This window comes from Pseudarthrobacter quantipunctorum (assembly GCF_045291495.1).
GTDB classification, from domain to species: domain Bacteria; phylum Actinomycetota; class Actinomycetes; order Actinomycetales; family Micrococcaceae; genus Arthrobacter; species Arthrobacter quantipunctorum.
In genome coordinates this window covers 2,300,301-2,320,580 of the sequence record NZ_CP148033.1, presented here as the reverse complement: position 1 = coordinate 2,320,580, position 20,280 = coordinate 2,300,301, and the positions used below count along the sequence as shown (strand labels likewise).

The window sequence follows — 20,280 nt, the reverse complement described above, 5'->3', positions numbered from 1 at the left end:
CAATGCAGATCCTCCTTCAGGCCGCCGCACTGGTGCCGGCCAGTATTCCGAGCCCGGACTGGTCCGGGTTCGATATTCCCCTGCCCTGGGGAACGCTGCGCATCCACGCCTACGCCCTCTGCATCCTGGCGGGCATCATGGTGGGCCTCTGGCTGACCTCCGTCCGCTGGGCCAAACGCGGCGCGCCTGAAGGCAGCGTCTGGGACATCGTGGTCTGGGCCATCCCCTTCGGCATCATCGGAGGCCGGCTCTACCATGTGGTGTCCTCGCCGGACGCCTACTTCGGCCCCGGTTTCGACGGCACCGGCGACCTTTCCCTCATTCCGCAGATCCAGCGGGGCGGGCTGGGCATTTGGGGTGCAGTAGTGCTGGGAGCCGTGGGCGCCTGGATCGGCTGCCGCCGCAGCGGCGTCAAGCTCAGCGCCTTCCTGGACGCCGCCGCGCCCGGACTGCTGCTGGCCCAGGCAGTGGGCCGCTGGGGTAACTACTTCAACCAGGAACTCTTCGGCGGGCCCACCACCCTGCCGTGGGGCCTGCAGGTCGATGCCGACAATCCCAACTTTCCGGCCGGAACGCCGGCGGACACCCTGTTCCACCCCACGTTCCTGTACGAATCGCTGTGGAACCTTGCCGGCGTCGTCCTCCTGCTCGCACTGGACCGGAAATTCAACTTCCGCCGCAGCAGGCTCTTCTGGCTGTACGCCATGTACTACACGCTGGGCCGGGTCTGGATCGAGGCGATGCGGATCGATGATGCCGAGCAGATCGAACTGTTTGGCATCACCACCCGCCTGAACGTCTGGACCAGCATTTTCGTGTTCCTGGCAGCGCTCGTGGCCTTCATCCTGCTGGGAATGAAGAAGCGCACCGAGAGGGACAGCGTGTATTTGCCGGGCCGGGAACCGGAGAAGGTGGCCGGTCCGAAAGAGGCAGCCGCCGCCGGCGACGACGTCCGTGATCCGGACCCTGTTGTCTCAGATAGTGAATCGCGTGATAATCTCCCTGATAACCAAAACGGTTCCCGGCGTGCTTCCGTGCCAACGGAAGAGGCCGCGGCTGCGCCGGCGGGCTCCACGCCCGGACCGGACGCAACGGCTTCCGGAAAGTCCGGCAGCACTGCCACAGGAACCGCGCCGGAAGCCGGCGCTACCAAGTAGCGCGCGGGCCAGGCAGGGCAGCAGAGCCACCGCTCGAAGCGCCCAATCACCACAGCGTCGTGGCAGCGGGGCCACCCTGGACAGCATAGAGCTGCTGTCCGGTGTTGCCCGGGGCAGGGGCCTGCGTAACTGTTAGTTCAGCAGGCCACGCTGACCTACAATTTCCAGTAAATAACACTTTGTTGTGCCCATGAGAGCGGCGCCCGACGAGTGGGGCCAACGGTGTCCCTTCCATACGCACGATCAGGAGGAAGGACGTCTCCCATGACCCAAACTCTTCACACTCCCAGCTGGTCAGAACCGGACCAGCCTGAGACTGCCATGTCGCCGTTCAAGCGCTTCGCAGCGATGCCGGAGGCTGCCGGGCTCTACAACCCGGAGCAGGAGAAGGACGCCTGCGGTCTTGCGATCATCGCCACCCTCCGCGGCGAGCCCGGCTACGACATTGTGGACGCCGCCCTCACCGCCCTGCGCAACCTCGAGCACCGCGGTGCCGTGGGCGCGGACGAGGGTACCGGTGACGGCGCGGGCCTCCTCATGCAGATCCCGGACGAGTTCTTCCGGGCTGTCACGGAGTTCGAACTTCCCGCTCCCGGCCAGTACGTGGCCGGCACGGCTTTCCTTCCCGCCGAACAGCGCGAGGCCGACGCCGCGAAGGCCGGCATCGAGGGCCTTGCGGCCGATGAGGGCCTGACGGTCCTTGGCTGGCGCGAAGTCCCCATCGTCGCTGACCTGGTCGGCGCCATGGCCCGCGCCTGCATGCCGTACTTCGCCCAGCCCTTCCTGGCATCTGCCACCGGTGAGGAACTGGAACGCAACGAACTGGACTCCCGCGCATGGCGGATCCGCAAGCGCGCCCAGAACAAGTTCGGCGTCTACTTCCCCTCGCTGTCTTCGCGCACCATCGTCTACAAGGGCATGCTCACCACAGCCCAGCTGGAGCCGTTCTACCCGGACCTTTCGGACAAGCGCTTCAAGACCAAGCTGGCCATCGTCCACTCGCGCTTCTCCACCAACACCTTCCCGTCCTGGCCGCTGGCCCAGCCGTTCCGCACCATCGCCCACAACGGTGAAATCAACACCGTCAAGGGCAACCGGAACTGGATGCGCGCACGCCAGTCGCAGTTGGCCAACCCGCTGCTGGGCGACACCCCGGAAGAGCTGTACCCCATCTGCACCCCGGGCGCCTCGGACTCCGCGTCCTTCGACGAGGTGGCCGAGCTGCTGTGGCTGTCCGGCCGCCCCATCACGCACTCGATCATGATGATGATCCCCGAGGCCTGGGAAAACCACGCCACCATGGATCCGGCCCGGCGCGCGTTCTACGAGTACCACTCCCTGCTGATGGAGCCGTGGGACGGCCCGGCGGCTGTCTCCTTCACCGACGGCAGCCTGGTGGGCGCCACTCTGGACCGTAACGGCCTGCGCCCCGGCCGTTACTGGATCACCGAGGACGGCCTGATCGTCTTCGCCTCCGAGGTTGGCGTCATCGACGTCGAAGCCTCCAAGGTGGTCAAGAAGGGCCGCGTGTCCCCGGGCAAGATGTTCCTGGTGGACACCGAGGCCGGCCGCGTCATTGACGATGAAGAGGTCAAGGCTGAGGTCGCCGCCGCCAACCCGTGGGCGGAGTGGGTCAAGGACAACCTGATCGACCTCAATGAGCTCCCCGAGCGCGAGCACGTGGTCCACACCGCCGCGTCGGTGAACATCCGCCAGCGCACCTTCGGCTACACCACCGAGGAACTGAAGATCCTCCTCGGCCCCATGGCCCGCACCGGCGCTGAGCCGCTGGGTGCCATGGGCTCGGACACCCCGGTGGCCGTGCTGTCCAAGCGCCCCCGCCTGCTCTTCGACTACTTCGTGCAGTCCTTCGCCCAGGTGACCAACCCGCCGCTGGACGCCATCCGCGAAGAACTCGTTACGTCGCTGACGTGTGCCATCGGCCCCAACGGCAACCTCCTGGACACCAAGCAGGTCCGCCAGCCCCAGGTCCAGCTGCCGTTCCCGGTAATCAACAACGACCAGCTGGCCAAGATCGCCAACATCGAGGATGCCGACGGCAACCGCGTTGCTATGAAGGTCCGCGGACTTTACCGCCCCGAGGGCGGCGAGAACGCGCTCCGTGCACGGCTCACCGAGATCTGCGAGCAGGTGTCCGGTGCCATCAACCGCGGCGTCCAGTACGTGGTGCTCTCCGACCGTGACTCCAACGCCCAGTGGGCGCCGATCCCGTCGCTGCTGCTGGTCAGCGCCGTGCACCACCACCTGCTGCGCAGCGCCAACCGCACCAAGACCGCCCTGGTGGTCGAAGCCGGCGACGTCCGCGAGACGCACCACGTGGCTGTATTGATCGGCTACGGCGCCTCCGCCGTCAACCCGTACCTGGCCATGGAGTCAGTGGAACAGCTCATTGCTGCCGGGGACGTCACCGGGGTCACCCCGCAGGACGGCGTGTACAACCTGATCAAGGGCCTCGGCAAGGGCGTCCTGAAGATCATGTCCAAGATGGGCATCTCCACCGTGGCGTCCTACACCGGCGCCCAGACGTTCGAGGCGCTCGGCCTGGGCCAGGAGCTGGTGGACGAATTCTTCGCCGGCACCCACTCGCAGCTTGGCGGCGTTGGCTTGGACGTCATCGCCGCGGAAGTTTCCGCGCGCCACCAGATGGCCTACCCCGAGGGCGGCATCGAGCAGCCCCACCGCCCCCTGCTGGGCGGCGGCGAATACCAGTGGCGACGCGACGGCGAGCCCCACCTGTTCAACCCCGAGACCGTCTTCCGGCTGCAGCACGCAACCCGTGAGCGCCGCTATGACATCTTCAAGGCGTACACCAGGGGAGTGGACGACCAGTCCGAGAACCTGATGACCCTCCGCGGCCTCCTCAAGTTCAAGAACGAGCGCCCGGCCGTTCCGCTCGAGGAAGTGGAGCCCGTCTCCAGCATCGTCAAGCGGTTCTCCACGGGTGCCATGAGCTACGGCTCAATCTCCCAGGAAGCCCACGAGACGCTGGCCATCGCCATGAACCAGCTCGGTGGCAAGTCCAACACCGGCGAGGGCGGCGAGGACGTTGACCGCCTGCTCGACCCGAAGCGCCGCTCTGCCGTCAAGCAGATCGCCTCCGGCCGTTTCGGCGTGACCAGCCTCTACCTGACCAACGCCGACGACATCCAGATCAAGATGGCCCAGGGCGCGAAGCCCGGCGAAGGCGGCCAGCTGATGGCGCAGAAGGTCTACCCGTGGGTGGCCCGTACCCGCCACTCGACCCCCGGCGTCGGACTCATCTCCCCGCCCCCGCACCACGACATCTACTCCATCGAGGACCTCGCGCAGCTGATTTACGATGCCAAGCGCGCCAACCCCTCGGCACGGGTACACGTCAAGCTCGTCTCCGAGGTGGGCATCGGCACCGTTGCCGCCGGTGTCACCAAGGCGAAGGCCGACGTCGTACTGGTCTCCGGCCATGACGGCGGAACCGGCGCCTCGCCGCTGAACTCCCTCAAGCACGCAGGTGTTCCGTGGGAGCTCGGCCTGGCCGAGACCCAGCAGACCCTGATGCTCAACGGCCTGCGCGACCGCGTGGTGGTGCAGGTGGACGGACAGCTCAAGACCGGCCGCGACGTGGTGATCGCCGCGCTGCTGGGCGGCGAGGAATTCGGCTTCGCCACCGCACCGCTGGTGGTGGAAGGCTGCATCATGATGCGCGTCTGCCACCTGGACACCTGCCCGGTGGGCGTGGCCACGCAGAACCCGGAACTGCGCGCACGCTTCACCGGCAAGCCCGAGTTCGTGGTCAACTTCTTCGAGTTCCTTGCCGAGGAAGTCCGCGAGATCCTGGCCGAGCTGGGCTTCCGGAGCCTGGAAGAGGCAATCGGCCACGCCGAGGTCCTCGACGCCCGCGACGCCGTCAACCATTGGAAGGCAGACGGCCTGGACCTGGACCCGATCCTGCACGGGCTGGAGTTCGACGACGACGCGCCGTTGCGGAACATGACCGGCCAGAACCACGAGCTGGACAAGCACTTCGACCAGCGCCTTATCACCATGGCCACCGAGGCGCTGACGGACCGCAGCCCGGTCAGGATCGCCGTGGACGTCATCAACACGGACCGCTCGGTGGGCACCATGCTGGGGCACGTTGTCACCAAGACGTTCGGCACCGATGTCCTGGCCACGGACACGATCGACATCACCCTCAGCGGCACCGCCGGCCAGTCACTGGGCGCCTTCCTGCCCGCAGGCATCACCCTGCGGCTGTTCGGCGACTCCAATGACTACGTGGGCAAGGGCCTGTCCGGCGGCCGCATCATCGTCCGCCCGGACCGCACGAACGTCTTCAAGGCAGAGACCAACGTGATCGCAGGCAACGTGATCGGTTACGGTGCCACCAGCGGCGAGATGTTCCTGCGCGGCCAGGTGGGCGAACGGTTCCTGGTCCGCAACTCAGGCGCCACCGCCGTCGTCGAAGGCATCGGCGACCACGGCTGCGAGTACATGACCGGCGGCCAGACGCTCATCATCGGCCGTACCGGACGCAACTTCGGCGCCGGCATGTCCGGCGGCACCGCCTACGTCCTGGACCTGGACTCAGCCCGGGTCAACAAGGACGCCCTGCAGTCCGGCGAACTCCAGCTCCGCGAGCTGGACGCCGAGGACCGCGACATCGTGCACGGCCTGCTGGTCAAGCACGTTGAAGAAACTGATTCCCAGCTGGCGGCGCGCCTCCTCGAGAACTTCGATGACACCGCCGCCCGCATTACCAAGGTGCTGCCGCGCGACTACGCTGCCGTACTGCAGACCCGTCTTGACGCCATCGAAGAGGGCCTGGACCCCGACGGCGAAGAAGTCTGGTCCCGAATCCTGGAGGTAACCGGTGGCTGATCCACGCGGATTTTTGAAAGTACGCCAGCGTGAAACCCAGCCGCGCCGTCCCGTTCCCGTGCGCATCATGGACTGGAAGGAAGTGTACGAGGCGCAGGAGAAGGGCACCCTGAAGGCCCAGGCCGGCCGCTGCATGGACTGCGGCGTGCCGTTCTGCCACCAGGGCTGCCCGCTGGGCAACCTCATTCCCGAGTGGAACGACCTCACGTGGCGGGACAAGGGCGAGGAAGCAATCGAGCGCCTGCATGCCACGAACAACTTCCCGGAGTTCACCGGCCGGCTCTGCCCGGCACCCTGCGAGGCGTCCTGCGTCCTGGGCATCAACCAGCCCGCGGTCACCATCAAGCAGGTGGAAGTCTCTATCATCGACGAGGCCTGGGACAACGGCTGGGTGGAGCCGCTGCCGCCGGCGCGCCTCACCGGCAAGACTGTCGCAGTGGTCGGTTCCGGCCCGGCCGGCTTGGCCGTTGCGCAGCAGCTGACCCGAGTGGGCCACACCGTGGCTGTATACGAGCGCGACGACAAGATCGGCGGGCTGCTCCGCTACGGCATCCCCGACTTCAAGATGGAAAAGGAGCAGGTGGACCGCCGCGTCGAGCAGATGAAGGCCGAAGGCACCCGCTTCCGGACCGGCGTTGCAGTCGGCACGGACGTGACCTGGGAGCAGCTGCGGCGGCGTTACGACGCTGTTGTTGTCTGCACCGGCGCCACCGTCCCGCGCGACCTGCCCATTCCGGGCCGCGACCTTGAAGGCGTGCACTTTGCCATGGACTACTTGGTTCCGGCCAACCGCGCCGTGGCGGGGGAGGCTGTCGAAAACCAGATCCACGCCCAGGGCAAGCACGTGGTGATCCTCGGCGGCGGCGACACCGGCGCGGACTGCCTCGGCACCGCACACCGGCATGGTGCAGCTTCGGTGACCACGCTCGCGATCGGTAAGCAGCCGCCGTCGGAACGCGCCGGCCACCAGCCGTGGCCGACGTTCCCCACCCTCTTCGAGGTTGCCAGCGCCCACGAGGAAGGCGGAGAGCGCACGTACCTCGCCTCCACCGTGGAGTTCGTAGGCGAAAACGGCCAGCTTACCGGCGTCAAGGTTGCCGAAACCGAGTTCGTTGACGGCAAGCGCCTGCCTAAGGCCGGAACGGAACGGATCATTCCCGCGGACCTGGTGTTCCTGTCCCTGGGCTTCACCGGAGCCGAGCCCGCCGGCATCACCGACCAGGTGAAGGCGGAGTTCGACGGCCGCGGCAACGTGTCCCGCGACGGCTACTACATGACCAACACCGAGGGCGTCTTCGTGGCCGGTGACGCCGGCCGCGGCCAGTCCCTGATCGTGTGGGCCATTGCCGAAGGGCGCGCCGCAGCGGCAGCCGTGGACAAGTACCTGATGGGCAGCACCATCCTGCCCGCTCCCGTGGCCCCGACGGACCGCGCCATCGCCGTCCTCTAGCGATGCAACGGAGGGTTCACCTCCGCGACAACTTAACCAATGCAAGAGACCAATAGGGTAGGTATATGAGACGCGCAAAAATTGTGGCCACGTTCGGCCCGGCCATCGCCAGCTACGAAAACACTCTCGCGGTGCTGGAAGCCGGTGTTGACGTTGCCCGCATGAACATGAGCCACGGCGACTACTCCGTGCACGACAACACCTACGAGAACGTCCGCAAGGCCGCCGCGGACCTGGGCAAGGCCGTGGCCATCATGGCTGACCTGCAGGGTCCCAAGATCCGCCTGGGCCGCTTTGTTGACGGTCCGCACGCCCTCGCCGTTGGTGACACCTTCACCATCACCACCGAAGACGTTCCGGGCACCAAGGACATCTGCTCCACCACGCTGAAGAGCCTCACCGAGGACGTCAACGTGGGCGACGCCCTGCTGATCGACGACGGCAAGGTGGCCCTGCGTGCCACGGCTGTGGACAACGTCAAGGTTGTCGCCGAGGTGACCGTGGGCGGCATGGTGTCCAACAACAAGGGCATCAACCTTCCCGGCGTGGCCGTCAACGTGCCCGCGCTGAGCGAAAAGGACGAGGACGACCTCCGCTGGGCCATGCGCCGCGGGGTCGACCTGGTGGCACTGTCCTTCGTCCGCGATGCCTCTGACATCGTCCGCGTGCACGAGATCATGGACGAGGAAGGCCGCCGCGTTCCGGTCATCGCCAAGATCGAGAAGCCGCAGGCCGTGGAACAGCTGCCCGAGATCATCGATGCGTTTGACGCCATCATGGTGGCCCGTGGCGACCTCGGCGTCGAGCTTCCGCTGGAGGAAGTGCCGATCGTCCAGAAGCGCGCCATTGAACTGGCCCGCCGCTGGGCCAAGCCGGTCATCGTGGCAACCCAGGTCCTGGAATCCATGATCGACAACCCGCGCCCCACCCGTGCAGAGGCCTCCGACTGCGCCAATGCCGTCCTCGACGGTGCCGACGCCGTTATGCTCTCCGGCGAGACCAGCGTGGGCAAGTACCCCATCGAGACCGTCAAGGTCATGGCCCGGATCATCGAGTCCACTGAGGTCCACGGCCTTGAGCGCGTTCCGCCGCTGGGTACCAAGCCCAAGACCCGTGGCGGCGCCATCACCCGTGCCGCCGTCGAAATCGCCGACCAGCTGGACGCAAAGTACATCTGTGCTTTCACCCAGTCCGGTGACTCCGCACGCCGCCTGTCCCGCCTGCGTCCCATCAAGCCGGTTTTCGCTTTCACTCCGGTGGAGCAGGTCTGGAACCAGCTGGCGCTGACCTGGGGCATCCAGCCGGTGCTGGTCCAGATGGTGGACCACACCGATGAGATGACCGCACAGGTTGACCGCAGCCTCATGGAGATGAACCTCGTGGAAGACGGTGACCTGGTGGTTATTGCCGCCGGTTCCCCTCCCGGAAAGGCCGGCTCCACCAACTCGCTGAAGGTGCACAAGGTGGGCGACCTCGCCGACTCCACCCGCGTTGGCGAAGCGACCAGCAACAAGGAAAAGCTCGGCCCCTGGCCGGAAAAGAAGAAGAAGGCCTAGGCTTTCGGATTACGCAAAAGGACCCCTGCCGGCTGGCAGGGGTCCTTTTCGTTGTGGTCTGCTGGTTTGGCCTGCCGGATTTTTGGCAGACCCAACCAGGCGGAACTAGTTGACCTGGTTGATGATGGTCTCAGCCACTTCGCGCATGCTCAGGCGGCGGTCCATGGAGGTCTTCTGGATCCAGCGGAAGGCTTCCGGTTCCGTGAGGCCCATCTTGGTGGTGAGCAGGCTCTTGGCGCGCTCCACGAGCTTGCGGGTGGCGAACTGCTCCTGGAGGTCCGAGACTTCACTTTCCAGGGCCTTGATTTCCTCGTGGCGGGAGAGTGCGATCTCCAGGGCCGGGATGAGGTCTGCGGGAGTGAACGGCTTCACCACGTACGCCATGGCACCGGCGTCGCGGGCGCGCTCCACGAGTTCCTTCTGGCTGAATGCGGTCAGCAGCACTACGGGGGCGATGCGGGCCTTGACGATCTTCTCGGCCGCGGAAATGCCGTCCATAACGGGCATCTTGACGTCCATCAGGACGAGGTCCGGCTTCAGTTCCTCGGCGAGCTGGACGGCCTTCTCGCCGTTGTCCGCCTCGCCCACAACGTCATAGCCTTCGCCGCGCAGGATTTCGATGATGTCGAGGCGGATGAGGGTTTCATCCTCGGCCACAATGACGCGGCGCGCCGGCTGGGACGTGGGCTTTGACTCCGTCTGTTCAGTCACGGGATCTCCTTGGAAAGGTACGGCGGGGACATCACTATCTTAGGTGCGCCCGGTCCTGTACATGATCTGCATGGTCGGTTGCGGCGTCGGCGGCGCGATTCTGGAATTCAGCCTATCTGGCTGTAGAGTAATTCCGCGTACGTGAAGCGATCGCGTTGCTCACAATCAGCTGTGGGCGTACCGGTTTGCTTTGTGTATTCCGCGCCCGAGTGGCGGAATTGGCAGACGCGCCGCACTCAAAATGCGGTATCGAAAGGTGTGTGGGTTCGAGTCCCACCTCGGGCACAACGTTTTCCCTCGTCAGGGGCGATTTTGCTTTGACGTGTGTACAAAGCTTGCCGTCGCGTCGTCTGGCGGGTTGGGTCGCGGGCTGTGGCCTGGCCGCCGCGGTGGCCTATTCAGGTGTGTGGGGTGGCAGGTTCAGGACCCTGGCTAATGGGCCCTCCGCCTGCTGCAGTTGGGTTCATGCGTTACCTCCTTTGGATTCTGTCGGGTTGTCGGGCCGGCCAGCACCTATTCATGGTCCGGCGTGTGGGGTGCAATATGACTTCGGCGACTTCAGGACGAAATTCTCTTGAAGGCGTCTTTTAGTCGTCGCGGGAGCTGGGCTTGCATGGTTTGTCCTGCCAAAGGGGGTGTGGACACTGTCCACACTTACGTCTGCTTTATTGGAGTGGCCATGCTCGGCGCCTGGAAGCACCGAAAGTTGCTGCCGTGACTTTCGAAGCTGAAGGGGCAGGAATCAATGTGACTTGGCGAACATGCCCGCCGCTGCCGATCCCGGACACTGCGCCACGGTCTCGGAGCGTCGGGGGCCAGCAAGGCAGAGCGCCGTCAACCGGGATAACAGCTCTCCATCATGCCGGTGGGGCCGGGTAATCAGCGACTTCAACGTTGTGTCCATCCGGACGGCATAACCACTTCCTCCAGTTCGACGAAAGTGCCCCTATGGGCAGAATCATCGGTCCATTAGTTCACCTCAACCATCGGCCGCGCATAAGGGGACCAAGCCTATTCTTGCCGCGTATATCTTCACAGATCCAGTCAACTGGGCTGGGAGCGGATCAGTCCTATTGGGGTACAGGACAACCGAACCGGACCTTCAGTTATTTCGTGAGGAATCAGATGGAACGGTTGAGACGCAGCGCGACCACGTGGATGCTTGTATTAGCTACGGTTGCATTGGTCAGCGGTTCGATAGCTGCCTGTGAGCAGGTTCCGGTCCCGCCGCTGTCGATTGCGCCTGCGACAGCGGTCGCTCCGGTGTCGACCGAGACGCCTACTGTTCGTGGTCCACAATCGACCAGTTCTGCTACTGCGAGTGCAGCTGGGCCGGTTGGGCCCCTGTCGAGTGGTTCTCCGACTGCCATTGGCAAGACAACCCCGAATCCAACCGTGTCTAAAACGGACGCCATGAAACAGCGTGTGCCAAAAGACCTTGTAGGTAAGAGCGTGGAGGCTGCCCAGGCAGATCTGTCCGCCGCTGGAATCCCTTTTACGGTTAGCTTTCGGGAAACCGAGGACGCAGGTGTCGGCGTTGTGCTGGAAGTCGACCCGGTTGGCGGGATGGTTCTTAGTGAGGGCCAGAGCGTTGTCCTGTTGGCGGGAAAGCCCACGGAGACCATAGGGCCGACCGTGCCAACGGATCTCGTAAACAAGCCCGTGAATGCTGCCCAGGCAGATCTGTCCGCCAAGGGCATCCCTTACACCGTTACTTATCGGGAAACCGAGGACGCCGGTGTCGGCGTTGTGCTGGAAGTCGACCCGGTTGGCGGGACGGTTCTTAGTGAGGGCCAGAGCGTTGTCCTGTTGGCGGGAAAGCCCACGGAGACCATAGGGCCGACCGTGCCAACGGATCTCGTAAACAAGCCCGTGAATGCTGCCCAGGCAGATCTGTCCGCCAAGGGCATCCCTTACACCGTTACTTATCGGGAAACCGAGGACGCCGGTGTCGGCGTTGTGCTGGAAGTCGACCCGGTTGCCGGGACGGTTCTTAGTGAGGGCCAGAGCGTTGTCCTGTTGGTGGGAAAGCCCACGGAGACCATAGGGCCGACCGTGCCAACGGATCTCGTAAACAAGCCCGTGAATGCTGCCCAGGCAGATCTGTCCGCCAAGGGCATCCCTTACACCGTTACTTATCGGGAAACCGAGGACGCCGGTGTCGGCGTTGTGCTGGAAGTCGACCCGGTTGCCGGGACGGTTCTTAGTGAGGGCCAGAGCGTTGTCCTGCTGGTGGGCAAGGCTAAAGAGGGTATCCCGCCAACTCCACCTATGGCTCGGGCCCATCCCAAAAGCCCCTAAGAGTTGTTGCTCCTGCAGAGTTCCGGAGGTGCACAGTGCCCACTTGACTGCCCATTTGGGCGTCTTTTCAGCGCCTGTCGGCTTTAGAAAAGAAGCCAAAGGATTACAGGATCCGGGGTGAGGAACATCGTGGCCAAAAAAGACGAACGTGGCCTGCATGGGCTCTTACTGATGCCATCGAGGTCTTGGCTGGGTGCAACCTTTACAGCCGCGCTCCTCTGCTTCTGCGCTTCCTTGCCTGCAACCGCCGCTGGAGGGAACGACGAAACGCCAATTCCATCGATAACGGTAAAGTCCGAAGGGCCAGCCGGATTAGAAGGGGGCGTGCCCCAGGAACGTGTACCAGATCCCGTGGTGGCTGATTCTGCCGGGTTCCTTTATTTCGAACGCGTGGACGTGGAATCGATCGGGGCTGACGGTTCTCGAAGGATGCGGGTCGCGTCGCGCGGTCTTGGTCGTCCCCCGGCAGGTTGGTTGCTTGCGCCACTAGAAGTTCTCAACCTCTCGTCTTCATACGGTTCTCGGATTAGTCCCATTACTGGCGCGGCAGGTGAATTCCACTGGGGGCAGGATTTCGGCTCCCCGTGCGGCACCCGCGTTTATTCGGCCGACTCTGGCGTAGCCAGGGCAGTCGGTTGGCACCCTTGGGGCGGCGGCAACCGCGTGGAGATTGACCACGGCAACGGGATCATCTCAACCTACAACCACCTGGAATCCACTGCGGTGGAGCAAGGCGAATCCGTAAAAGTTGGTGAGGTCATCGCGCATGTTGGCACCACTGGATCCTCTACAGGATGCCACCTGCATTTCGAAACGCTAGTTAGGGGCATTCATACGGACCCATCGAACTGGGAACTTCTGCCCGTCTCCCAGCTGGACCAGCTGGACGATCTGCCCAGGAATAGGTTTGATCCGGGCACAGGCAGCAAGACTGACAAGCCTACGGTGTGGGCAATTCCGGCCAATCGGCCCACCAACCGTGAAATTTCGGGTGGTGAAATGGAGGCACCTGCCGTCAAGCCGCCCGTGTCCAGCGACGAAAAGCGCAATACCCCGCAGCCAACTGCAACCGATTCTTCGTCCACCGAGACGTCGCCTTCTTCCACCAACCCGACGAGCGCTGCCCCTGTCACGACGAGCCCCGCCCCGGTTACGGAGGATCCGCCTGGTCCTGCCCCGGTGACGTCGAGTCCTGCCCCGGTTACGGAGGATCCGCCTGGTCCTGCCCCGGTTACGGAGGATCCGCCTGGTCCTGCCCCGGTGACGTCGAGTCCTGCTCCGGTTACGGAGGATCCGCCTGGTCCTGCCCCGGTGACGTCGAGTCCTGCCCCGGTTACGGAGGATCTGCCTGGTCCTGCCCCAATCACGACGGAGCCGGCCACAATGTCGGTGGAGGAATCGTCAACGACTTCGACTGTAGAGGAAGATCCGTTGCCCGCGCTTTCATCAACGGCAGGTCCTCAGAAGACCGGCAAAGCGAGAGTTTCTCCTTAATCTCCGGTCTACTGATGCATAACGGAAAGTCCGCTATCGCTCACCCGCCGATAATGACGGTCGGGCATCCCGGACCTGGCGCAATAGGGGTCCCGTGAAGCGAGAGGTCACCAACCCGGGCTGCCGGAAAGCCTCCGATCAGCACCGTGAGGCTGCCGGACGCGATTCCATTCGGGGCAGGCGAAACGCAGAGGATTCCGCCGGGTGCTGAGTTGGCCACGGCGGCCGGCATGCCACCAATGAGCACCGTCACGGTGGCTGCGGCAGGTGTGACCGGTCCGCCCCCATGCGGTTTTGGCCCGTCGAAGAGGGGACACAGGGATGTGTCTCCTACCCTCAGGGCGGGCCCTGTAGGCACAGCGCGCCTCCTATTGTTGGGCTGACGACGGGTTTGGAATCGTTATTGTCCCGCTAAGAAAGGCCGCCGACTTGCATTGGGGAGGCGCGGCCTGATCGGGAGGCGACCCCACGCGGTTGCAGGACATTGTTAGGGTAAGGCTCTGTCCTGCAGTGACCCTGACCGGAGTGAGGAAGTGGTAGTCCATGTCCCGGAAGTTTTCCAATGCCATGTCCAGGAGCGGGACACCATCAAGCTCCAGGCGCAACCGTCCGAAGTCGCCCTGCGGGTTGTTAAGTACAAGGTCGGTCAGCTTTAGGACTCCGGTCGGATTGTCAAAAACGAAAGGTGCTGAGCTGGAGGCGCCTGCCGCCGACTCAACTTCCAGGCGCTTTGCGATAGAACTGACAATTTCCGGCTGAGGCGGATTTCCGGCCGCCTGCGATGCTTTTTCTGCGGACGTTGCCGCACTCGTGGCTGCCTCCCCGGCCGACTGGGCTGCTACCCCCGCATCCGCAGCTCCCGCCGAGGCCTCGGATGCCTTGGTTGCCGCCTCGGAAGCGCTCTGGCCAGCCTGGTTGACGGAATCCTGGACAGCCGCTTTGGCAGTCGCTTCGACCGCAGGCTTGAACAACAGTTGCCAGGCGGCGAAAAGGCCAACAGCCAACGCCAACAATGCAATGGCAGCTTTGGTGATCCATGCCGGCAGAATCGGCTCCTGTAGGTACGTCCCATCAAGCACCACCGGCGGCCCATCGGTCGGTGTGGCCGTTATGGCGAAAGGATGCGTGGCGGACATGCCGCGCCAGATCTTTCGGACAGGACGGATGCGAACGTGGGCGAACTGAACCGTTCCCGGCTCAACAGTCAGCGCCTCTTCGGGCAGTCCCATGTCGAGCATTTCTCCCGGATCGGTACCGGTGAGCGTGACGGCAATGGGAATGTTGCCCCTGTTGTCCACGGCTAAGCGGTGAAGGGCACCGAAGCGACCCCGCGATGTCCGCGGCATCAGTTCAGCTGTCGTTTCATAGAAGGGGAGGAGGCTCAGCACCCCTTCGGGCACAACCGCCTCTTCCGGATGTTCGGTGGGGAGGACCTGGACGCCATAGAGAAATTCGCCTGCTTGGACGGCAGCAGAACGGGGAGGCCTGAACTCCACGGAGGCTGTCGCATCCTGGCCCGGGTACAAGGACACCAGCCCGGGAACAACCTCAGACCACGGGCCGCTGGGTCCCACAACCTCAAGTTTGTACTCCTCGACGATTTCGCCATCATTGCGAATGTGCAGCGGCACAGACGCTTGGGCGCCGGCCTCCAGGGTCAGGGGGCGCGAATCCAGCGTTGCAGTGGTGCTCATGGCCTCTCCTTGCAAACAGAGCAGCGTCCGAGGGACGCACCGCGCTCGTCGGTATTTTCGAGGCTAGGGCTCCCGTGACAACCGGCATCACACCGGACAGGCGGTCTTACGGGCACAGGGGTTGCCCGTTGAGCCTGTGTTGATTGCACGAAGAGGACTCGCCTCTACATTGGTGGCACAGGGCAATCTGGGCAGACACTGCAGGCTAGCCCACCGCAGCCGTCGGCCCTGTACGTTGAGGGAGGAACCATGGAACCAATAACGGTCCGCGTCCACGCACGCGACCCAATTTCTGAAGCTGGCGTCGCCAGCGAGCTGCGTGCACGCCCCGAGGTGCGGGTGGTGAAGACAAATGACTCTGAACAGGTGCGGGTGGTCGTTATTGTTACGGATTCCGTAGACGACGACGCCCTGACGCTTCTCCGCATTGTCCAGCGGACAGGCGTGTCCCGCGCCGTCCTGGTTGCAGGCCATCTCGACGACGGCGATCTCGTCAAAGCGGTTGAAACGGGCGTTGTTGGGCTGGTGCGGCGCAGCGAAGCCACACCGGACCGGCTGGTTTCCGTTATTGCGGCGGCCGCTTCAGGCGAAGGGAGTGTGCCACCAGATCTGTTGGGACGCCTCCTGGACCAGGTGGGCAAACTGCAGCGGCACGTCCTTGGCCCGCGGGGCATCATGTTTACAGGGCTCGCCCCCCGCGAGGTGGAGGTTCTCCGCCTTCTTGCCGATGGTCTGGATACGTCCGAAATAGCACGGAAACTCGCGTATTCAGAGCGGACTGTAAAAAATGTTGTCCACGATGTCACTACGCGTCTGCAGCTCCGCAACCGGTCCCACGCCGTGGCGTACGCCTTGCGGGAGGGCCTGATCTGATCGGCTGCCTTTTGGGGCAGAATCTGGTTCCCAAACGTGTGTCCGGGGCACCGAGCCGGACCGCGGCGCGGGCCAGCACTGTGGTTCCTAGGGTTGTAGGGGTGTGCCGTCAGGTTCGCCCCTGCCGTGACGTCGGTTCGACAGCGCAGGAGAGAGGCCAGTGCAACAGCGAAGGTGGGCAGGAGCGTCGCTCATGGTGTGGGCGATCGCTCTTGCCGGACTGGCGGTACCCTCCGCAGAAATAACGGACCCGGCCATGCTGTTGTCTACGGCAGTCAACGTCCCCGAGCTGGCAGCACCAAAGGTGGCGTTCACAGACGGACGGGCCGATATCTACAAGGTCGCTATTTCCGGTGGTTCCGAGCGTGGCGGTGCTCCCGAGCCGGAACTTTGGGGTGACGATCCCGCCGCAGTCAAGGCGGAGCTATCAGCAGGTTATGGGACGCCGAGCTTGGCGTATGTCAGCAGCAAAGACAGCCAGCAAGGGGACGTATATGCCGTTCGAGGTGATGCTGACGGCGCGCGCCATCAGCGCATCACCTGCGACAACAACTCAGCGGAGTTTCATCCGGTCATTTCGCCCGACGGCGCCATGCTGGCGTACGCTTCGGAGGCGGCCGGAAACCTGGACATTTGGGTTGTCCGGCTGGGGGAGAACCCGGACGACTGCCCGCCGTCCCGGCAGCTGACGCTGTCAACAGCCACAGATACCTGGCCCACTTGGTCGCCGGACTCTTCGGCAGTAATTTTCAGCAGTACCCGCGAGGATCCACTCGGTGACCTCTTCCAGCTCTCTGTTCCAGACCTGAATGAAACTTTTGACGCAACGTCAGAGGTCGGCCTCATGCAGCTCACTGCCGGTCCCGATGCGGATACGCAGCCGGCTGCTTACCGGCCCACTGGTCGGATTGAAAGCTCCGGATCAACCTGGGTCATCTTCACCAGTACTCTGTTCGAACAGTCCGGGAGCCTGGCGATCCTTGAGCTCCCCTCCGCCGGCGCCAAGAATCCACAAGTCTTGCCCGTCTGGCCTGCAGCATCCGAGCCTAGTCCCCGGTTGGCCCCGGGATATGGCAGCTCGGAGGTGGCCTGGTCCCCAGATGGCCACTGGATTGCCTTTACTTCAATTCGTAGTGATCCCGGTGGCGACGTACTGATAGCTGCTTTGAATTTCAGCAACGGTGCCCCCGAAATTGACCCGGCGCGGGTCGTGGAAGTTGCCGTGGATCCTGGAACAGCCGAGTCCCATGCAGCCTGGCTTGTAGATGGAGGCTCTACATCCATTGGCTTCACGTCCCGGACCGCAGATGCGAATATTTCTGATGCCAATGCGTCCGACGGCGGGGCGCAGCGCGTCATTGCTGCTGCCGCCCTGGACGACGCCGGCCCCGCCTACTCGCCTGACGGAACGTCGATCTCGTGGAGTCAAGAAGTCGGCCAGGTAGATGGGGCCATCCCTCGTGTGCTGTACCGCGGTCAGGCTGACGGTCAGGATGCGGGCATGCTCAATTATGAGCGGGGCGACAAGGACGTTGACGTTGATCCGGTCTGGTCGCCGGATGGCCGGCGGATTGCCTTCACCCGCTATGAATGGAGGGGGAGCGACTACGGCGACCCGGCCACCTGGATTGTTGATCTGGAGGCGGAACGGGAGAAAGGCGCCCGCGCGCCCAGCCGACGAGTTGGTGGGGTACCGCCTGAAGGTGTCCGCTACGGCGAGGAGAACCCGGCCTGGTCACCGGACGGGATGTTCCTCGCAGTCGACAGGCGCTACGCCCCGGATCTCCAAATCGAACTCAAGGCTCCGGCCTCGGCGAATGCCGGACAGGAGCTAAGTTTAGTTGCGACAATAACGAATGTTGGGCGGGTCCCTACCGATTCAGCAAATGTTGTTCTTGACCTCCCCCAGGGAATGTCTGTCAGCGCGCGATCATCATGCGACAGCATGCCCCAAACTGATACTTGCCCCATAGGCCCGCTTCCGCCGGGTGCGAGTTCAGTTCAGGAGTGGACGGTGAGCGGCAGTGTTGCCGGAAGTAAGCGCATTGCCGTGCGACTAAACTTGTCCGGCGACTCGGACTCTAAGAACGATGCCGCCGAATCCGTTATTGAGATTGTCGCGGGAGACCTGCAGATCACCCTTCCGGAAAAGATGACCATGGACCTGGGCCAGTCTGTGGACGTAACAGCCGCTATCGCTAACAACGGACTTGGCCGCACCGATGCTACGAGTGTGACGTTCAGTCCGTCACGGGGGCTCAACCTAACTGATCCGACCGAGCGATGCACTCCAGAGGGCCGGGGCATTAGATGTGCCATTCCCTCCCTAACGCCGCGAGACAGGCCTATCGAGTTGACTGTCTCCATCCGTGCCCAGGAGTGGGGTACGAAGAGCGTCACAGGAACAGTTGCAAATGTCATCGGCGAGACGATGCTCGCGAACAATACTGCCGTGACCACGGTGGACGTCCCCGAGGTGATCGTTGAGGGACCAGGTCCATCGGAGGGGGAGGAGACTCCGCCTCCGACGACTCCGCCGGAACACCAGATCGAGCTCCGGCTTCTGTCCTCAACCAGCGCTGTTCCGGGCGTTCCAAGAGCCCAAACATTGCCTGCTCAATCGCTGCTGACATTGTCCCTACCGCCGGAACCCATTACCTCGCCGCCGGAGGTGTGGGTGCTGAACGCCGCCACAGGTGAGGGGAAGCCGCTGGAAGCCCCTGGCCGGTGCGTGGCCGAGTGCCCGGTCGCAGGCGCTCATCCGGCCTGGTCGCCAGACGGGACCCGGATCGTGGTCACAGACCGCGGCATGCTTGCGGCAGTGACGCTTAGGGACGACGACGGGGCCAACGGTCCGGACGTCCCGCACGCCGCCGCGTCCATCGCCGCAGTTACTGGCTTCGACGCAGCAGGCGCGCCCACTGCCAGCCGTGGCGAGATCCGTTCCGCGGAGGATCCCGCTTGGGCCCTGGACCGGACGGAGATTTACTTCACCGGCCAGCCCGCCGGGCAGCCGGACCATCCGGGCATCTATGCCGTCAGGCCTGATGGCAGCAACGTCCGGCCCGTCGTCCAGAGCCGCCGCGCCGAAACCCAGCCGGCCCTTCAACCGTGGGCAGACCTCGCCATCAAGCTGGCCGGCGATCCGGCCACCGTAGCGCAAGGGAACACGGCCACGCTTAAGGCCTCCGTAGTCAACAACGGACCGTCCTCGGCGGCGTCGGCGAAGGTCCTTATTGAGGTGCCCGAAGGCATGACCGCCCTGAAGGCAACCGGCGACGGGTGCGAAGTGTCCGCCAGGTCTGTCCAGTGCAACATTGACGGACGGCTAAACAAGGGCATAGCTATGGATATCGATGTCGAGGTAAGGAGCGACGCCGCAGGCGAACACGTCTCAACTGCGACTATCACCGCCGGAACCCCCGACCCAAGCCCGGCTGACAACCAGGCCACCACCACCACGCGAACGCTGGGAGGGGACTCCTCGGCGGACATCGGTGTGGAGCTCACCCTTCAACAAAGCGAGGGCTGGACGGGTGGCCAGCCGGCAACCGCCACAGCAAAAGTCACGAACAACGGCCCGGGCACAGCATCGGGCATCAGCATCAAGGCCGCCACCACAGGTCCGCTCACCTTCGAACCGGCCGACGGCTGCACGGATGCTGGATGTCCACTGGACAATCTCGATTCGGGAGCAAGCCGGGAGGTGGACCTGAAGTTTAGCCTGCCGGAAAGTGATCCTACCGGGGGAGTCTCGGCCCAGTCGGCGGAGATCAACGTTGAAGCCAGCACATCGAGTACGGATCCGAAGCTCGAGAACAACAAAGACAGCGAAGGGTTAACTGTCCGCCAGCCCGGCGTCTCCGTCTATCCCGCGGTGGCCAAACCGGGCGACGTGGTCACCATCGTGGCGGAGGGCCTGCCACCCGGCGCCCCAGTGATATTTGCCTGGTCGAAGGGTATTCCCCCGGACTCAACAGCCATCAAACACGACGGCACCGACCTGCGAAGGGGAGTGCTGCTGGTTCGCCGGGACCAGCTGGGAACGCGGGACATCATCGTCACCAGCGCGGACAAGGAGAAACTCTTCGGAGAACTCCGTGCACCGGTCCTCGTTGTCGCCCGTCCGATGACGCCGTCGCCGGATCTGATTGGGCGGGGATGAG

11 protein-coding genes and 1 tRNA gene are annotated in these 20,280 nt (G+C 64.0%); 9 read left to right on the top strand and 3 right to left on the bottom strand.

Features of this window, described 5'->3' with window-relative positions:
- The first annotated feature begins 2 nt into the window (after nt 1-2).
- From lgt to pyk, 4 genes are all read left to right on the top strand, one after another.
- The gene (gene lgt / locus WHH00_RS10525) at nt 3-1,157 is read left to right on the top strand and encodes a prolipoprotein diacylglyceryl transferase (protein WP_406632587.1); all 1,155 of its coding nucleotides are present in this window, start codon (nt 3-5) and stop codon (nt 1,155-1,157) included.
- 264 nt (nt 1,158-1,421) lie between these two features.
- A complete protein-coding gene (gene gltB / locus WHH00_RS10520) occupies nt 1,422-6,035 on the top strand; it encodes a glutamate synthase large subunit (protein WP_406632585.1) in 4,614 nt (1,537 codons plus the stop codon).
- Nucleotides 6,028-7,485: a glutamate synthase subunit beta gene (locus WHH00_RS10515; protein WP_231454632.1), complete on the top strand. Its 1,458-nt coding sequence runs from the start codon at nt 6,028-6,030 to the stop codon at nt 7,483-7,485. Before gltB ends, WHH00_RS10515 begins: the two co-directional genes overlap by 8 nt.
- 65 nt (nt 7,486-7,550) lie before the next feature.
- A complete protein-coding gene (pyk, locus tag WHH00_RS10510) occupies nt 7,551-9,041 on the top strand; it encodes a pyruvate kinase (protein WP_231454633.1) in 1,491 nt (496 codons plus the stop codon).
- Nucleotides 9,042-9,146: 105 nt separating this feature from the next.
- Here pyk and WHH00_RS10505 read toward each other — a convergent pair whose 3' ends face one another.
- The gene (locus WHH00_RS10505) at nt 9,147-9,752 is read right to left on the bottom strand and encodes an ANTAR domain-containing response regulator (protein WP_009358190.1); all 606 of its coding nucleotides are present in this window, start codon (nt 9,750-9,752) and stop codon (nt 9,147-9,149) included.
- Nucleotides 9,753-9,955: 203 nt separating this feature from the next.
- Here WHH00_RS10505 and WHH00_RS10500 point away from each other — a divergent pair.
- The 3 genes from WHH00_RS10500 to WHH00_RS10490 all read left to right on the top strand — a co-directional run bounded on the left by WHH00_RS10500 (nt 9,956) and on the right by WHH00_RS10490 (nt 13,547).
- Nucleotides 9,956-10,037 (top strand) — tRNA-Leu (locus tag WHH00_RS10500).
- 1,128 nt (nt 10,038-11,165) lie between these two features.
- The gene (locus WHH00_RS10495) at nt 11,166-12,053 is read left to right on the top strand and encodes a PASTA domain-containing protein (protein ID WP_406632582.1); all 888 of its coding nucleotides are present in this window, start codon (nt 11,166-11,168) and stop codon (nt 12,051-12,053) included.
- A gap of 171 nt (nt 12,054-12,224) precedes the next feature.
- Entirely contained in the window at nt 12,225-13,547 is a 1,323-nt protein-coding gene (locus WHH00_RS10490) for a peptidoglycan DD-metalloendopeptidase family protein (protein ID WP_406638560.1), read from the top strand.
- Between the two features lie 40 nt (nt 13,548-13,587).
- Here WHH00_RS10490 and WHH00_RS10485 read toward each other — a convergent pair whose 3' ends face one another.
- Nucleotides 13,588-13,905: a PAAR domain-containing protein gene (locus WHH00_RS10485; protein ID WP_308192102.1), complete on the bottom strand. Its 318-nt coding sequence runs from the start codon at nt 13,903-13,905 to the stop codon at nt 13,588-13,590.
- Nucleotides 13,906-13,915: 10 nt separating this feature from the next.
- Nucleotides 13,916-15,178 (bottom strand): hypothetical protein, encoded by a 1,263-nt coding sequence (locus tag WHH00_RS10480; RefSeq protein WP_406632579.1) that lies wholly within the window; start codon nt 15,176-15,178, stop codon nt 13,916-13,918.
- 312 nt (nt 15,179-15,490) lie between these two features.
- On the opposite strand from WHH00_RS10480, the gene WHH00_RS10475 reads away from it, so the two are divergent.
- Together WHH00_RS10475 and WHH00_RS10470 are read left to right on the top strand one after the other, a co-directional pair.
- On the top strand, nt 15,491-16,114 hold the full coding sequence (locus WHH00_RS10475) for a response regulator transcription factor (RefSeq protein ID WP_231455414.1): 624 nt from the start codon (nt 15,491-15,493) through the stop codon (nt 16,112-16,114).
- Between the two features lie 193 nt (nt 16,115-16,307).
- Nucleotides 16,308-20,279, top strand: coding sequence for a hypothetical protein (locus WHH00_RS10470; RefSeq protein WP_406632577.1), 3,972 nt, complete (start codon nt 16,308-16,310; stop codon nt 20,277-20,279).
- Nucleotide 20,280 lies beyond the last annotated feature (1 nt).

What these genes read in the sequence shown, in the direction of transcription:
- WHH00_RS10470 (WP_406632577.1), top strand. Translation starts at nt 16,308, where the DNA reads ATGGTGTGGGCGATCGCTCTTGCCGGACTGGCGGTACCCTCCGCAGAA.
- lgt (WP_406632587.1), top strand. Translation starts at nt 3, where the DNA reads ATGCAGATCCTCCTTCAGGCCGCCGCACTGGTGCCGGCCAGTATTCCG.
- WHH00_RS10495 (WP_406632582.1), top strand. Translation starts at nt 11,166, where the DNA reads ATGAAACAGCGTGTGCCAAAAGACCTTGTAGGTAAGAGCGTGGAGGCT.
- pyk (WP_231454633.1), top strand. Translation starts at nt 7,551, where the DNA reads ATGAGACGCGCAAAAATTGTGGCCACGTTCGGCCCGGCCATCGCCAGC.
- gltB (WP_406632585.1), top strand. Translation starts at nt 1,422, where the DNA reads ATGACCCAAACTCTTCACACTCCCAGCTGGTCAGAACCGGACCAGCCT.
- WHH00_RS10475 (WP_231455414.1), top strand. Translation starts at nt 15,491, where the DNA reads ATGGAACCAATAACGGTCCGCGTCCACGCACGCGACCCAATTTCTGAA.
- WHH00_RS10490 (WP_406638560.1), top strand. Translation starts at nt 12,225, where the DNA reads ATGCCATCGAGGTCTTGGCTGGGTGCAACCTTTACAGCCGCGCTCCTC.